We start from the raw sequence: 15,622 nt of genomic DNA, 5'->3' as shown, positions 1-15,622 counted from the left end.
GGCCGTGATGGCAAGCGACGGCTTGATCGGCCGACCAAGCAGAAGTTGATCGAGGCTTGCCGGGTGCCAAGCGGTTCCGGCGTCGGAACCTAGTTGAGTGCATCAAACTTGTACGTGGAGCAACCGATACATATCGTGCCCTTTTTGTTTGAAAGTGCGGGAGTTAATCATGCTCAGGCAGTTCTCATTTGTGAACCGATTCAAAGCTGATCGATTTGAGTTCGCCTGAGTCTGTGCCTCCTTTATGGTGGCGGCCCCACTCGATAGTCGGCAGGCGATGCTAGAAAGGTTTCGATGTTGGCAAACTCGCCAACCAACCGCTTCTGTCGGGATTTTCAATGGTGGGGGAAAGGTGCCTTCCTTGACGCACTTATAAGTCCCAGAGCGGGTAGCGGGGTAGTGGCCGATCTATCTCGTGTACCTGCAATTCTCCGTGGAATCCGTTTGGCAAACCTTTGAATTATTTGGTGGGACGTTAGACTGATTTTGCTTGTACGTGCTGTTGCTTTTGGGCCACATTTCCGCAAGCGTCTTGGAATAGATCCACGATGTCGGACAAACATGGCGAGACGCATAGCGCTTCAAGTGTGGGGGCAACTTTGGGGGCAGCTCGTGATGGAAAAATTGCCAGACTACTTTGCATTGGGCGATTGTCGGATTAGTTGGATTGCCCTCCTCCCACCAACAGTATTCAAAAAAACCCGTGCAGCCTAAGGCTGCACGGGTTTTTTGTCTAAAAGGCTCGCATCAATCCAGCAACTCACCATTCACTCGCGGTTTTCAACTGCCTTGATGAGATTGTTACGGAGCATCACGATCGCCTTCTGCACTCTCTCGAACTCGTCCGGCGCAAGGCCCGTCGCCTCGGTGAGGCTCATCTTCAGGGCTTTTTCGCGCAGCCGTCGACCGGTTTTCGTGAGACTGACCCGCACCTGCCGCTCATCCTCAGGATCGCGCAGCCTTTCCAGATAACCGGCCGCCTCGAGCTTCTTCAGGATGGGCGTGAGCGTGTTGGATTCGAGAAACAGCTTCTCGCCCAGACCACTGACGGTCTGATGATCTTCCTCCCACATCGCAATGATCGTGATGTATTGCGTATAAGTAAGCCCAAGCTCATCGAGGATCGGCTTGTAGGCCTTGCCGAACGCCAGGTTCGCGGAATAGACCGCAAAGCACAGGTAGTCTGAGAGCGGCAGGGCTGCGGGCGCCGGTTGATCGGTAGATTTCATCTGCATCCTCTTTGGATAAAGACTAATGTTTTACAGTGAGAGTTATATATCGCATGCGATTGTATCGCAATGTAGCGAATCTCGCTGCCGCCAGGTAGAGCACTAGCCGTTACCCATTTCAGCCGTGCTGTGACCGCGCGCAGGAGGAGCGGCGATGCGCGCTGGCCCAGCCACTGAGGGATGCTTGATCTAGTGATGTGCGAATAGCTTGCTACCCGGCGTTACGGCGGCATGGCTCCCCGCCTGGGAGAGTCCGGCGACTACACCGCCATACGCCTCTTGCGAGCCAGCGACGTCGCCGCGCTCGGTGGCGACGGTTTGCACGTCCTGACCGCGTTGCGATGCCGGCGCGCCAACCGCGGGCCGGTAAAAGGGGGCTGGCCCATAGCCGCTGGCGAATGCGGGAGCGGCGGCGGACGCCGAAAAGGCGACGAGCAGTGCGGCGATAAGTTTGGTCTTCATGGCAGAAATTCCCTGAAAAGATGTTCGTTGAAATGCATTTGCCTCAGCGAGAGGCGCGAGCGTTGACAAATCACGCCGTGATGACGTTCAGGCCGACTTCGATGTTTCCATGCACAGCCTTCGAGTACGGGCAGATCTGATGGGCCGAATGCGCGATCGCCTCGACGACTTCCTTTTCCAGGCCCGGCACGCGGATGTTGAACTGGGCACCGAGGAACCAGGCGGCGCCGGTCTGTCCGATGTCTACCTGGATATCCACGGAATAGTCGGGCGGCAGCGTGACCTTCTTCAGCTGGGCTGCGATCCCAAACGCGGTGATGTAACAGGCCGACCACGCGCCAGCAAACAATTGCTCGGCTTTCGGGTGCGGTTCGGTGGCGATGAGCTCGAGGTTGTCACCGGCGGGCGTCGACAGCTTGATGTCGACGACGCCGTGCTCGCCACGCTGGGCGTTGGGGTCACGGTTGATCGTGGTGTGGGTGTTGCCCGAGAAGAGGACTTTTTCGATCTTGGTCATGATGGATTCCTTGATGGATAAGGGTGTTGGTTGGATTTACATCGTATGCGATGTAATCGCATACGTCGCATAATGGGGGAAGAGTTTGCGAATGTCAATCTCAAAAGATTAAATCGCACGCGATTATTTGATGGAGGCGATGATCCCGCATGTTGACTTGACGATATGATTTTCATAGTTATATCCTTAGCTGACCGCATACGATGCGTGAGACGTCACGAATCGTCCGACAAAAGCAGTCCGGCGCCGACTGCGGGACGCGAACCTGTTCGCACACACTTTCTGACTGGAGTACTGAAATGCCCAACCCTGTATATGACGCGGAGCGCACCGCACTGCTGCTGGTCGACCCGTACAACGACTTTCTCTCGGATGGCGGCAAGCTCTTTCCGATGCTCCGCGACGTCGCCGCAGACGTCCACCTGCTCGACAATCTCCGCGCCGCGGTCGACACCGCGCGCAAAGCTGATCTTCAGGTCTTCTACGTCCCGCACCGCCGCTGGCAACCGGGCGATTACGACAACTGGGACCATCCGAATCCGACTCAACGCCTCGTGCAGCAACGTCACACCTTCGCAAAGGGGACGTGGGGCGGTGAATGGCATCCTGACTTCGTGCCGCAAGAAGGCGACATCATCATCCAGGAGCACTGGGGCCAAAGCGGTTTTGCAAACACCGATCTCGACTTTCAGCTGAAACAGCAGAGCATCACGCATGTGATCGTCGTCGGACTGTTGGCGAATACATGCATTGAATCGACGAGTCGCTTCGCGATGGAACTGGGCTATCACGTCACGCTCGTTCGCGACGCCACGGCCGCCTTCACCAGGGAAATGATGCGCGCGGCACATGAACTGAACGGCCCGACTTTTGCCCATGAAATCCTGACGACGGCCGAGTTGATCGTCGCACTTCCGGTCTGAATCGAAAGGATAACGAATGAAACTGAATGGCAATCTACTCATTGGCGCACAGGAGGTGCCTGCCACCGCAGGCACCATGAAGGCGCTCAACCCAGCGGCGAATGCTGAGATCGAGCCGCCCTTTGCGTTTGGCGGAATCGAAGAGGTCGATCGCGCAGCGCAACTGGCCGATGACGCATTCGATAGCTATAACGGCATAAGTCTTCCCGAACGCGCCGCATTCCTCGAGCGTATCGCCGCCGGCCTCGACGCCATCACGCCAGAACTCGCGCAACGCACGTCACTCGAAACCGGCTTGCCGGTCGCTCAACTCGAAGGGGAGGCCGCGAAGTCGGCGACCCAGTTTCGCCAGTTCGCGACCGTCGTTCGGCAGGGGCGCTTTCGCCAGGCAACGATCGATCCCGCTCAGCCGGAACGTCAACCGCGCGCACGGATGGATCATCGGATGCAGAAAATCGCACTGGGTCCGGTCGCGATCTTTGGCGCAAGCAATTTTCCGATTTCGTATTCGGTCGCGGGCGGCGACACCGCGTCGGCGCTGGCCGCCGGCTGCCCCGTCATTTTGAAAGCGCACAACGGACATCCCGGCGCGTCAGAACTGATGGGACGCGTGATCCAGCGGGCCGTCAGCGATTCGGGCCTGCATGAGGGCGTGTTCTCTCTGGTCCGTGGTGGCGGTAATGCAATCGGTGAGGCGTTGGTCGATCATCCGCTCATTAAGGGTGTGACGTTCACGGGTTCTGAAGCTGGCGGAATGGCTTTGCTTCGGCGCGCGCAGCAACGTCCCGATCCGATACCAGTCTTCACGGAAATGACGAGCGTCAATCCCACTTTCGTGCTGCCGGCCGCGCTCGCTGCGCGTGGCGACACTATCGGCGATGGCTTTACCGAACGCATGCTCGTCACTGTGGGCCAGGCTTGCCTGAAACCCGCGATCCTGCTCGCCATCGACGGCCCGGGCTACCTCGAACTGAAGAACGCGATGATCCCCCGCGTCGAAGCGATGCAAGCGCGCACGATGCTGACGCCAGGCATCAACGCGGCGTATCGGAAGAACGTGGAGCGTCAGGGCAACGCGGGTGCAGAGCGGATCGCAGCGGGCGGCGAACCGCAAGGTGCATGGGACGGTCAATCGGTTCTCTTCGAGATCGACGGCGCACGCATGCTCGAGAATCCGTCGTTATCGGAGGAGGTATTCGGACCTGCTGCGCTACTGGTGCGGGTCAAGGATGTGGAGCAACTGATTGCCATCGCGAGGCAGTTTCGCGGCCAACTTTCGGCCACGATGCAGATCGATCCGGCCGATCATTCTCTCGCTGCCAGACTTCTGCCTATTCTCGAACGTCGCACAGGACGCATCGTCGTCAATGCGTTTGCGCATCCGCAAGAGGTGTCATACGCATCGATTCACGGCGGTCCGTTTCCCGCAACGTCGGACAGCCGCTTCACTTCGGTTGGCATGAGCGCGATTGAGCGCTTCCTGCGGCCTGTGTGCTATCAGGGCTTCCCGGATGAACTGCTGCCGGAAGCCTTGCAGCATGACAATCCTCGCGGCATCTGGCGTCTTACTGATGGCGAGCTGTCTAAAGCCTGATCGCCGATCGCCACAACAAGTCATGCGAAAGGAGCCCGTGATCCGCGACTCTCGCAAAGTCGCGGATCCGGATCGCATAAGCCTGCAGCGCAAGTGGGTGCGATCTTTGATATGATTATCATAGTCAAATGAATTGCGATTTGAAGGGGAGGTTTGAATGGCTGCATTGCCCGAAGTGAGCGATACGCTGTGTCCAGTCGCGCGCTCTCAGGCTGTCATCGGCGACCGCTGGGCTGTCCTGATCGTGCGAGAGCTGTTCATGGGCAATCGACGGTTCGACAGCCTGCTGGCGCAGTCGCAAGCAACGCCGCAGATGCTCTCCGCTCGCCTCAAACGGCTCGAAGCGGACGGCATGATCCAGCGCAACCGCTACATGGAAAAGCCGCCCCGCTACGAATACGAACTCACGGAGATGGGCCGGGCGTTCTATCCGGTCATCCTGGCGTTGCGCGAATGGGGTGAGACGTGGTGCAAGTCACCACACGAGGATGTTGCGGTGCGTTATACGCATCTCACCTGTGGTCACGATGCCGGCGTCGGCACCGTCTGCGAGGCTTGTGGTGAACCATTGCGACGCGAAGATCTGAAGGCCGAATTGAGCCCCGCCTACGCGCAGGAGCGCGCTGCGCGACGGGACGCGGCGAAAGACCTGAAGTCTGCATGACCTGTCCGATGGAGTGACCGCCCCGCGGGCGGTCGCTCCACGCTTGCCCTTACTGTCGAATTTCGGCTTCCACCAACAAGATAAGCAAGGCAAGCGACTCCTGCCATCCAAGGTAGCAAGGGTCAGGCGGGATAACGTCAGGTATCCCCTCCTGTGTCACATTCAGTTCGGTTCCGCAAATCACGGGCCGAAGCGACACCGTTGTCTGCATCACTCCCGGCAGGTTCCGGTCATCGAACCGACCTGTGTAGCGGATGCGCTCGTGCGGCACCAGTTCCAGATACTCCCCACCGAAAGAGTGGCTGTCGCCCGTGGTGAAGTTCGTGAACGACATCCGATAGCTGCCGCCCACCTGGGCCTCCAATTGATGAACCTTGGCGGTAAATCCGTTCGGCGGAAGCCACTTGGTGAGGGCGTCGGCGTCGAGGAACGCACGATAGATACGCTCGGGTGTGGCACGGATCACGCGATGAAGGCGGACGGTTTGTTCAGGCATGGTTGACTCCAGAAGTGGAGGGCAGTCCTCCGATCCTAAACGACGAATGGAGGACGGCGGAATCGACACGCAGTCGTCCGAGGTGGCGTCGCGATGCGGCGTGTGGGGCTGTCCGTTACTGGTCGTACGCGCTGTGCACGCACCTCAGTCTACCTTCTGAATCGCCATTTTATGGTACACGAAAGGTTGAGTTGGGAGCCAAGAGCGGCGAAAAATATGGGATTAACGGTTTTTTACTAGTTACGTATGAGCGTGCATTAAATACCCAATCAGCCGCTCCCATCAAACCTCCACTTCACCACGCCGCCACCGCACACCCCGCCTCGGTCAATGCGGCCCTCGCGTGACTTCGCAGATCATCCGTGGCAAGCGGCGCATCCGGACTGCGCACCCACGCTGCGATCCTCAGCCGCGCGCCACCTGACTTCGGATAGCTCGCCACCGTGACCACCGGCGCGAGCGTCGCCCCACTCAGCACTCGCGGCTCGTCTGCCACCAGCTTCTTCAGCTCGCCAATGGCCGCATCCACATCCTTGCGCTGCGCCAGTTCCACATCTACTTCAATACGCTGCGTGCCGCCGCTGCTGTAGTTGATGACCGGATTGCTCCAGATCAGGCTGTTCGGCACGAACACGGCGTTGCCGTCGCTGCGCTCGATGCGCGTGGTGAAAAGCCCTACTTCCCGCACGATGCCCGCAACGGCGCCACTGCCTTCGATCACGTCACCGGCACGAAATGGCCGCAGCATCAGCAGCATGATGCCCGCCGCGATGTTCTGCAGCGTGCCCTGCAATGCCAGCCCGATTGCGAGGCCGGCGGCGCCCAGCACCGCCAGTACGCTAGCTGTCGCGATGCCCACCTCGCTTAGCGCGGCGATAAACGCCACCACGCGCACCGCCCACGTGCCCATTGCCTTGAGCATGGGGGCGAGCGTAGGGTCGGCATGCGTATGCGCAAACGCCTTGGCGAACAGCGTGCCGATGCGGTTCGAAAGCCACCAGCCCACGGCGATAATCAGGGCGGCGACAACGAGGTGGAGCACGTCGTAAGCCACTGTCACCATCAATGACGGCTGGAAATGCAGGAGTCGTGTCAGCAAGTCGTCCATGGATCGCTCTCGTTATTCTTGCGGGGATATATTCCCTGACGTGCTTTCGGCCAATATGTTCCCGTGCATGGAAACTGATCTGAAACAGAAGCACAACGTTCACATATTGATAGCGTGCGACACTCCAGATGGCAGTGTTTTTATGGTCAGAACTACCGTGCGGTAAGCATTGCGGGTCATGTTGGCCGGTCCGCGGGAAAAGGGGGCAGGCCTTCCGAATGACGCGCACAGCATCGAACAATTTCCTATCCTTAGGATGACGACCCACGCGAGCGGAGACCCGTCGCAAGGCACGCCTATTGCTCTCGTGTAGGTTTAGCGCGGAGGTCCCATGAAGGGCAGTCAGTTGACCGTGTTTGCGGACAATCAGAGCCATCGCAAGGATCACAAGACCGTCGTCGAGTGGATCCTCGATCAAACCAGGCAGGCCGGTATCGAGGGTGCGACCGTGATCGAAGTGAGCGAGAGCATCGACGTGCACGGCAAGTACCACGCAGCGCGGTTTTTCGAACTGGTCGACCAGCCGGTCGTGGTCACGGTGGCGTCGGACGATTCACGCATCGATGCGCTGCTCGCTCATCTGCGGCAGGCTGGTGTGCCACTGTTCTACACGCGCTGTCCTGTCGAATACGAGGTGCTCGGAACGAGCGAAGCAGTGAGCGGCGGGTAATGAATATCGAGGTCTGACGGATCTCGTTGTGCGCAGGCGCCGTGAGCATGTCCTGGCCGCGGCGCGTCAACGAGGTGCGTGAGAGGGCAGGAACGGGCGATTCGGGTTCAGGAGAACAACCATGAAGGACGTCCCAAGGCTTTTACACGACCGGGGTTTGTTCGACGTCGCGTTCGCGCATGTCCGGGACATCGACCCGTCAGTACATGAAGGAGCGATGTTTGGTTGTCCGGCGGCCTTTGTCGGCGCCCACATGGCGTTTTGTGTCTACGGCAGCGGCATTGGCATCAAGCTTCCGGCCGAGCGTGCCGCCGCGCTGGTTCGCATGGGCCGGGCCTTCGCGTTCCAACCCTACGGACGCGCAGCCATGCGCGAATGGGTCGAAATTCGCATTACCCGCGACCGTATTGCCGAAATCGCAGGCGTGCTCATCGAGGCCATCGAGTACGCACGGCTAGACACGAGCGCGGCGCCAACCCGGGCACGCGGTACGCGGTCGATGCACGTCAACTAGCGAAGCGGCTTCGGCACGCGAACATCTGCACCCTATATGCCTAGCTGAATCCCGGCTCGCGCTGCACGCAGTGATAGACCGAGGCCATCAAAAATTACTTGAACAAGCCGGACATCATGTTTATGATTGAGTGTTCACTCATTAATCAAGATGGATCCGAGACACGCATGGCCCGTCCGAAAAGCGAAGACAAACGCAACGCCATCCTTGCCGCCGCCACTCAGGTGATCGCGGAACAGGGGCTAGGTGCGCCGACGGCGCGGATCGCGAAGGTCGCCGGCGTGGCGGAAGGCACGCTCTTCACTTACTTCGAAAGCAAAGACGCCTTGCTGAACGAGTTGTATCTCGACATCAAGTCGGACATGCGGGAAGTGATGATGACGGCGTATCCGAAGGCCGCGAGTATTCAGGACCGCGCGCGTTACGTGTGGCAGAAATACGTGGACTGGGGCGTCGCCTTCCCGCACAAGCGCCGGGCCGTCGCGCAACTGGCCGTTTCCGATCGCCTGAGCGAGTCAACCCGGGTGGCAGGCATGCAGGCGTTCGCCGACGTCAACGAGATGATGCAGGCGAGCATTGCCAGCGGCGTGTTGCGCGATCATCCGCCGGCCTTCGCGGCGGCCATCTTGGGGGCGTTGGCGGACACCACCATGGAATTCATCGCGCGCGAGCCCGCTCAGGCTGAGCGGTACCGCGACGCAGGTTTCGAAGCGTTCTGGAACGCCGTCTCTAAATGTTGATGTTTTTTTGTGTAGTTAATGAGTGATTACACGCTCATCTAAATAGGAAGGAGTACATCATGGCAAAGGTATGGCTGGTTACGGGTAGCGCGCGCGGACTCGGGCGCAAGATTGTCGAAGCGGCGCTGGCGGCCGGGGAACAGGTTGTCGCGACGGCGCGTAATCCACGCGATCTCGCGGACCTCGTCGAGCGTTACGGCGAGCAGGTGCGCGCAGTCCCACTCGACGTCGCGGATTTCGCTGCCGCGCGTGCCGCCGTGCAGGCCACTGTCGACGCGTTCGGGCGGCTCGATGTGCTCGTCAACAACGCCGGCTTCGGCCATCTCGCGCCGTTCGAGCAGGCGAGCGAGGACGATTTCCGCGCGCAGATCGATACCAACTTCTACGGTGTGGTCAACGTCACCCGCGCGGCGTTGCCCATTTTGCGCAAGCAACGCAGTGGTCACATCATCCAGATTTCATCGGTGGGCGGGCGCCTCGGCATGCCGGGATTCAGTGCCTATCAGTCGGCCAAATGGGCGGTCGGTGGTTTTACTGAAGTCCTCAGCAAGGAAGTGGCGCCCTTCGGCGTCAAGGTCACCGCGCTCGAACCGGGCAGCATGAAAACAGACTGGGCCAACGAAGCAGGTAGCGCCCTGCCCGAAGTGCTGGAGGACTATGCTCCGTCTGTCGGCGCCATCATCACGTTGCTCGGCCAGTTTGCGGGTAACGAAACCAGCGATCCGGCGAAGGTGGCGCAAATCGTGCTGAAGCTCGCTTATCACGAGCAACCGCCGGAACACCTGCTACTCGGCAGCGACGCGCTTCACTACTTCGGCGAAGCCGACAAGGCCCGCAATGCGAGCGCCGCTGCGTGGCGCGAGGTGAGCGTCTCGACAGACTTTGCTGCACCGGCCGCACTGCCGGAATTCCCGCAATCCTGAGGATGGGCAATATGGCTCGCCGGACCACCGATGACATGCCACGTCAAACCGGGCGCCTCGCGGTGATTACCGGCGCGACCGGCGGACTCGGTTTCGAGACAGTAGGTCGGGCGGTCTATTCGAAGTGAAGGGCCCGCCTGGTGTGGCTGCTTTCGCGCCGCGAGCGCAAGACCGGGCGGTTGCTGCCCGTCTGTGGGAAGCATCAGAAGCGCTGACCAACCTTCGTTGGCGGCGTACCGAACCGGAGCTGGCGTCATGAGAGTTTTGTTATTTGGGGCAACCGGCATGGTGGGCCAAGGCGTGCTGCGCGAATGCCTGCGTGCCCAGGACGTTGACTTTGTACAGACGGTGGGCCGTTCGCCGACTGGCCAGCTGGACCCGCGTCTCACCGAGATCGTCCATCCCGACATGATGGATTACCGTACGATCGAATCTTCGCTACAGGGGTTCGACGCGTGTTTCTTCTGCCTCGGCGTGTCGTCGTTCCGTATGAAAGAGGCCGATTACAGCCGTCTTACCTACGACCTGACGCTGGCGGCCGCTCGCACGCTGGCGCGCCTCAATCCGCAGATGACCTTTGTGTACGTCTCCGGGCGTGGCACCGACAGCAGCGAGCAGGGCCGTAGCATGTGGGCCCGCGTGAAGGGCAAGACGGAGAACGCGTTGAAGCTGCTGCCGTTCCGCGCGGTCTATCTGTTCCGTCCGGGGGTTATAGAGCCGCTCCACGGTATCCAGTCGAAAACGCGCATGTACCGGTTAATTTATCCGTTCTTGCGGCCGCTGATGTCGCTCATGCACGCTTTGACGCCGAATCAGATTGTGACGACCGAGGAGGTCGGCCGCGCGATGCTCGCGGTGGCCCGGCACGGCTACGCCAAGACCGTGATGGAACCCGCTGATATCGGCGCAATCTGCCGCACGCCGCCGGGCCCGTCTGGAACTCCGCCGCTGACGCCGCACGCGGGATAGTTTCCGGCGACCGGCAACCGGCAACCGGCAACCGGCAACCGGCAACCGGCAACCGAACCGCGCCCTACGCGGCGATCACCCGGTTACGGCCCGGATGTCGTCCGCCACAACGCTTGCTGCCATCGGTTTTCCTCCGTAGGCCTAACGACTTGCCTTGACCGCGCTCGCGTCTATACGCGGCCGCCTTCCGCGCGCGGTCCGGCTATTCTTCAGCTTATTGACCAGTATAGGCACCGCTGTGGTGGTCGATTAAGCAAAATAAGAAACTGGCCGATATACCCGACATGGAGCGAAAATCTGGCCGCTCAGAGCGATACACCGTGCCGCTTCGTGTAATGCTGCAGCTAGGATGGCTCATTGGGGCGCAGCGTCTGGTACGCTACCGCTTCTAGGAATCCGCGCGGCGAGGCATGACCGGCCTCTCGCGTGCCGCGCTTTCCGGGTTGGGCCGTGATCGCAGTCCCCGATAACGCGCGTAGGCCGACGCGCACGCTCGACACAACCAGACACATGGTGACGCGCCGACCGAATGCCGTGATTGTCATCAGCCTTGCGCTAGCCGGTGCGATCCTCGCGATCGCCATCTGGGTACTGGCGCAGATGCGCGAGGATGCATTGCGGCGCGCCCAGGACTCGGCCGAGAATGTCTCCTTGCTGGTCGAGCGCGACGTGGCGCGCAACCTCGAGCTGTACGACCTGTCGCTGCTTGCGGTCATCGCCGGTCTCAAACAGCCGGGCGTGATGACCTTGCCGCCCGCGATCCGTCAACTGGTGCTGTTCGACGGCGCCGCCAGCGCCCGGGACATGGGCTCGATGCTGGTGCTGGACGAAGCCGGCAACGCTATCCTCGATTCGCAGTCCGCGATACCGCGGCACATCAACGCGTCGGATCGCGACTACTTCCTTGTTCACCGCAATTCACCTGACGTCGGGCTATACGTCGGCCGGCCTTACATGTCGAGGCAGACCAACGCCGGCATGAGCATCGCGCTGAGCCGGCGCCTCTCTCACCCGGACGGAAGTTTCGCCGGCGTGGTGGTGGGCACACTGCGGCTCTCCTATTTCCAGCGGCTCTTTGCCGGCATGAACCTCGGCAACAGTGGCTCGATGGCGCTGATGCTGGCCGACGGCACGATGCTGATGCGGCGTCCCTATGACCCGAAAATCGTCGGCATCAATCTGACCGGTACGGCCAACTACACCCGCTTCACCCAGCGCGACAGCGGCGATTTCTTCGGCACCGCGGCCATCGACGGCGTGGAGCGCTGGTACACGTTCCGCCATATCGACCGCTTTCCGCTGCTGCTCGACGTCGCGATCTCCACGCGCGACATCTACGCTGGCTGGCGGCATCGCGCCTGGGTTATCGGCAGCCTGATCGGCGCACTCGACGTGGCGATCATCGCGCTCGCCGTGCTGTTCTCGCAACAGCTCAGGCGCCGCCAGGAAGTGGAAGAAGCGTTGCGGGTGCTGGCCCGCACGGACGGACTGACCGGGCTGAACAACCGCCGCACGTTCGAGGAGCGCGCGGAGCAAGCGTGGCTCCTGATGCAGCGTAGCGGGCGGCCGTTGTCGATGCTCCTGATCGACGTCGACAACTTCAAGGGCTTCAACGATCTCTACGGCCACTCGGCCGGCGACGACGCGTTGGCGGCGGTGGCGCGCTGCATCGGCGGTAACGTGCGGCGACCCAGCGATGTGGCGGCGCGGTACGGCGGCGAGGAATTCGCCGTGTTGTTGCCCGATACCGACGGTAGCGGCGCGGCGCAGATCGCCGAGCAGATTCGGGCAGCCGTGCAGGCGCTTCAGATGCGCCATGTCTCCAGTGCGCATCACGTGCTGACCATCAGCATCGGCATTGCCAGTACGGCGAGTCATCGCTTCGCTACCTACCGGGCGTTCGTCAACGCGGCTGACACGGCTCTCTACGAGGCCAAGGATGCCGGCCGCAACCGCATCCTCTGCTATCCGGTCGCGGCGCGCGCCGACAGCCCCGGGATGGTGACGCAACCGGGCCGCTAGTCGGTCGAGGCGGCGCGCCGCGCGGCGCGAATTGCCTCTAAGTGTCGCGCCGCGCTCATAATATTTTTATCCGGGTGATATTGCATTCTAATTTTACCCGGATATAATTGACGAAAATCGATTGATGAGGATTTTCGTGATGAACCCCCAAGCAAACACATGTACCGCCTTCGAAGGCGTTCGACGCATCGCCTCAGGCGCGCTCAAGGATGTCGCGCTGGCCGTCAAGCAGGTTATCGAGCGCGGCGAGCAGGCGCCGGTTTTGGTATTTGACGACGCGACTAGCCAGCCCGTTGAGTTCGATTTGCGCGGCACAGCCGATGAAGTGCTCGAAAGACTGCTCCACGAAGACAAAGGCGCAGAAGAAGAACCTGTGGAGTCTGCCGTGGACGGCACGCCTCGCGGCCGCGGCCGGCCGAAGCTGGGGGTGGTGGCACGCGAAGTCACGTTGCTGCCGCGTCATTGGGACTGGCTGAACAGCCAATCCGGAGGCGCCTCCGTGGCGTTGCGCAAACTGGTGGAAGCGGCGCGGCTCGCGGGCGACGACAAAGACCGCACGCGCCATGCGCAGGAAGCGGCCTATCGCTTCATGACCGCGCTAGCCGGAAATCTGCCAGGTTATGAGGAAGCGACCCGAGCGCTGTATGCCGCCGATCCGGCCCGTTTCGATGCATCAATCGCGCAGTGGCCAATCGACGTGCGCGAGCATGCGGCGAGGCTTGCCGCGCGGGCATTTGGCTCGGTGTAGTGGTAGCGGCGGGAAGGATTGCAGAGTGCGAACTGCCTCGAATAGCCAGGCCGCCCGCAACGTCATCGAGAACGCAATAGACAAAAAAAACCGCTCACGCTGGGGGAGCGTGAGCGGAAAGTCGGAGAGTTACAACATCGCATGCGCAATTCATGGGGTCACGCAGCAAAGCCAGTTTAGCTAGCGGGTCTTCCCCGATAAATCAGACAAATCCCAATCCCCGTAAGGCTTAGCGAGATGAGCCTTGCAACATCCTGTCTCGCTTATTCCCATCATTAGCAGGTCAAGCCGCGGGTCGCACAGCCGTAAAAGGACTGGACGCGCCAAGGCGCGCACTGTCGACGCCGCATTGGCGCGAAGGTCCACAGGAATGGGCGAATGCCCTTAAACCTGTCGCTTCTCGCCAAATCCCCGAGGGGAACAAGACCGCTTGAGCCGGCCCGGCGCTTTCTGGAGAGGATGCTGAAATGAAGTGGTTCGAGCGTATGACGGTGTTGCAAAGCCTGTTGTCGGCATTCGCGATCGTGATCGGGTTTTGCGCCGTGGTGGGAGCCACCGGCCTGATGACGCTAGCGTCGATGCACGACCTCACCAACGAGATCAGTAGCCGGCATATGGACGGTCTCTACTGGATGGAAGAAGCGAACCGCAACAAGATCGATGCGGACCTCGCGGCAGCGAATCTTGGCTACGCGGAAGACGATGCAGGTCGTCAGCGGCTCGACGCCAACATCGTCGCCTCGCTCAAGAACATGCACGACGCCTACGATCGCTATCGCGCCACGCTGTCCACCAGCAAGGGCCAGGAACTGTTCGACGAAGTGCTGCGCAAGTCGGCCGTGTGGGAGGAGATCGTGCATCAGCAGATCGGTGCGGAGCCGATTCCAGCGGGTGTCGACAATAAGGAACTGGTGCGGCGCGCGATTGCCGCGAGCGAGGCGTTGCGCGATCGGATCGTGCTGGTGATCGACTACCGTCGTCAGCAAGCGGGCGACGCGCAGGCCGAGGCCGCAGCCAGCTATCGGCAGATGCGCATCGTGCTGTCTTCGCTCGTGCTTGGCGCGCTGGTGGCCGGCATGCTGCTGGCGTGGTTGATCGCGCGTCGACTCAGGCGGCAACTTGGTGGCGAACCCGGCTACGCCGCGCAGATTGCCAACCGTATCGCGGATGGCGACCTGAGCGTGCAGGTCGACACGCGCGCAGGCGATACCCACAGCCTGCTGTTCGCACTGCGCAATATGCGCGAACGGCTTGCCGGGATCGTCTCGGGCATCAGCGAGTCGAGCGAGTCAATCTTGCTCGCCTCGGGTGAAATTGCCCAGGGCAATACCGATCTGTCGCAGCGCACCGAAGAGCAGGCCGCCTCGCTCGAAGAAACCGCGTCGAGCATGGAGCAACTGACCGCGACCGTGCGGCAGAACGCCGACAACGCGCAGCAGGCGAGCGGCGTCGCGCATGGCGCATCGGAGGTGGCGGTGCGCGGCAGCGGTCTGGTGGGCGACGTGGTCGAGACCATGCGCGAACTGGCCGCGGGCTCGAAGCGCATGACCGACATCATCGCCGTGATCGAGGGCATCGCCTTCCAGACGAACATTCTGGCACTCAACGCGGCTGTCGAAGCGGCGCGCGCAGGCGAGCAAGGCCGCGGCTTTGCCGTGGTGGCGGGCGAGGTGCGCTCGCTTGCGCAGCGCAGCGCGTTGTCGGCCAAAGAGATCAAGGAGCTGATCGAAAATTCGACGGCACGCGTCGGCAGCGGCGCCGCGCTCGCCGAGCGAGCCGGGCACACGATGGCCGAAGTCACCCAGGCCGTGAAGCGCGTGAACGACATCATGGGCGAAATCTCTGCTGCATCGCACGAACAGAGCACGGGCATCGAACAGGTGAACCGCGCGGTCGCGCAGATGGACGAGGTGACCCAGCAGAATGCGGCGCTGGTGGAGCAGGCCGCGGCCGCGGCGGCTTCGATGGCGGACCAGGCGCGCGAGCTGAAAACGGCGGTCGCGGTGTTTGCGCTATAGACGCGGCACGTAACCAAGGTGCGCA

At 61.2% G+C, this 15,622-nt stretch carries 17 protein-coding genes; 11 read left to right on the top strand and 6 right to left on the bottom strand.

What is annotated here, in order from left to right:
• Nucleotides 1-102: 102 nt before the first annotated feature.
• The 4 genes from P3T40_RS02865 to P3T40_RS02850 form a co-directional block, all read right to left on the bottom strand.
• A complete protein-coding gene (locus tag P3T40_RS02865; protein WP_429266593.1) occupies nucleotides 103-408 on the bottom strand; it encodes an AlpA family phage regulatory protein in 306 nt (101 codons plus the stop codon).
• Nucleotides 409-767: 359 nt separating this feature from the next.
• Nucleotides 768-1,229 carry a MarR family winged helix-turn-helix transcriptional regulator gene (locus P3T40_RS02860; protein ID WP_429266177.1) on the bottom strand — a complete coding sequence of 154 codons (462 nt, stop codon included), beginning with the start codon at nucleotides 1,227-1,229 and terminating at the stop codon, nucleotides 768-770.
• 189 nt (nucleotides 1,230-1,418) lie between these two features.
• A complete protein-coding gene (locus P3T40_RS02855) occupies nucleotides 1,419-1,691 on the bottom strand; it encodes a hypothetical protein (protein WP_429266176.1) in 273 nt (90 codons plus the stop codon).
• 70 nt (nucleotides 1,692-1,761) lie between these two features.
• Nucleotides 1,762-2,208, bottom strand: coding sequence for an Ohr family peroxiredoxin (locus P3T40_RS02850; protein WP_429266175.1), 447 nt, complete (start codon nucleotides 2,206-2,208; stop codon nucleotides 1,762-1,764).
• 299 nt (nucleotides 2,209-2,507) lie between these two features.
• Here P3T40_RS02850 and P3T40_RS02845 point away from each other — a divergent pair, with 299 nt between their 5' ends.
• The 3 genes from P3T40_RS02845 to P3T40_RS02835 all read left to right on the top strand — a co-directional run bounded on the left by P3T40_RS02845 (nucleotide 2,508) and on the right by P3T40_RS02835 (nucleotide 5,389).
• Nucleotides 2,508-3,131 (top strand): isochorismatase family cysteine hydrolase, encoded by a 624-nt coding sequence (locus P3T40_RS02845; protein ID WP_429266174.1) that lies wholly within the window; start codon nucleotides 2,508-2,510, stop codon nucleotides 3,129-3,131.
• Between the two features lie 16 nt (nucleotides 3,132-3,147).
• Nucleotides 3,148-4,725, top strand: a complete 1,578-nt coding sequence (locus tag P3T40_RS02840; RefSeq protein WP_429266173.1) for an aldehyde dehydrogenase (NADP(+)) — start codon at nucleotides 3,148-3,150, stop codon at nucleotides 4,723-4,725.
• 157 nt (nucleotides 4,726-4,882) lie between these two features.
• Complete coding sequence (locus P3T40_RS02835; protein WP_429266172.1) at nucleotides 4,883-5,389, top strand: winged helix-turn-helix transcriptional regulator; 507 nt, start codon at nucleotides 4,883-4,885, stop codon at nucleotides 5,387-5,389.
• A gap of 49 nt (nucleotides 5,390-5,438) precedes the next feature.
• Here P3T40_RS02835 and P3T40_RS02830 read toward each other — a convergent pair whose 3' ends face one another.
• Together P3T40_RS02830 and P3T40_RS02825 are read right to left on the bottom strand one after the other, a co-directional pair.
• Nucleotides 5,439-5,885, bottom strand: coding sequence for an SRPBCC family protein (locus P3T40_RS02830; protein WP_429266171.1), 447 nt, complete (start codon nucleotides 5,883-5,885; stop codon nucleotides 5,439-5,441).
• Between the two features lie 295 nt (nucleotides 5,886-6,180).
• Nucleotides 6,181-6,993, bottom strand: a complete 813-nt coding sequence (locus tag P3T40_RS02825) for a mechanosensitive ion channel family protein (RefSeq protein ID WP_429266170.1) — start codon at nucleotides 6,991-6,993, stop codon at nucleotides 6,181-6,183.
• 331 nt (nucleotides 6,994-7,324) lie between these two features.
• Between P3T40_RS02825 and P3T40_RS02820 the strand changes: the two genes are divergently transcribed.
• The 8 genes from P3T40_RS02820 to P3T40_RS02785 all read left to right on the top strand — a co-directional run bounded on the left by P3T40_RS02820 (nucleotide 7,325) and on the right by P3T40_RS02785 (nucleotide 15,597).
• Nucleotides 7,325-7,663, top strand: a complete 339-nt coding sequence (locus P3T40_RS02820) for a DUF190 domain-containing protein (RefSeq protein WP_429266169.1) — start codon at nucleotides 7,325-7,327, stop codon at nucleotides 7,661-7,663.
• 121 nt (nucleotides 7,664-7,784) lie between these two features.
• Entirely contained in the window at nucleotides 7,785-8,177 is a 393-nt protein-coding gene (locus P3T40_RS02815; RefSeq protein WP_429266168.1) for a hypothetical protein, read from the top strand.
• Nucleotides 8,178-8,344: 167 nt separating this feature from the next.
• Entirely contained in the window at nucleotides 8,345-8,917 is a 573-nt protein-coding gene (locus tag P3T40_RS02810) for a TetR/AcrR family transcriptional regulator (RefSeq protein ID WP_429266592.1), read from the top strand.
• A 59-nt stretch (nucleotides 8,918-8,976) separates the two neighbouring features.
• Nucleotides 8,977-9,840 (top strand): oxidoreductase, encoded by an 864-nt coding sequence (locus tag P3T40_RS02805; protein WP_429266167.1) that lies wholly within the window; start codon nucleotides 8,977-8,979, stop codon nucleotides 9,838-9,840.
• A 255-nt stretch (nucleotides 9,841-10,095) separates the two neighbouring features.
• Nucleotides 10,096-10,809: an epimerase gene (locus P3T40_RS02800; protein ID WP_429266166.1), complete on the top strand. Its 714-nt coding sequence runs from the start codon at nucleotides 10,096-10,098 to the stop codon at nucleotides 10,807-10,809.
• Nucleotides 10,810-11,319: 510 nt separating this feature from the next.
• A complete protein-coding gene (locus P3T40_RS02795) occupies nucleotides 11,320-12,831 on the top strand; it encodes a sensor domain-containing diguanylate cyclase (RefSeq protein WP_429266165.1) in 1,512 nt (503 codons plus the stop codon).
• A 139-nt stretch (nucleotides 12,832-12,970) separates the two neighbouring features.
• The gene (locus P3T40_RS02790) at nucleotides 12,971-13,579 is read left to right on the top strand and encodes a DUF2239 family protein (protein WP_429266164.1); all 609 of its coding nucleotides are present in this window, start codon (nucleotides 12,971-12,973) and stop codon (nucleotides 13,577-13,579) included.
• A 467-nt stretch (nucleotides 13,580-14,046) separates the two neighbouring features.
• Nucleotides 14,047-15,597, top strand: a complete 1,551-nt coding sequence (locus P3T40_RS02785) for a methyl-accepting chemotaxis protein (protein WP_429266163.1) — start codon at nucleotides 14,047-14,049, stop codon at nucleotides 15,595-15,597.
• Nucleotides 15,598-15,622: the final 25 nt, after the last annotated feature.

Source organism: Paraburkholderia sp. EB58 (assembly GCF_050436665.1).
Lineage (GTDB): Bacteria > Pseudomonadota > Gammaproteobacteria > Burkholderiales > Burkholderiaceae > Paraburkholderia.
The sequence above is the reverse complement of the archived record's forward strand: the minus strand, read 5'-3'. Positions and strand labels throughout refer to the sequence as shown.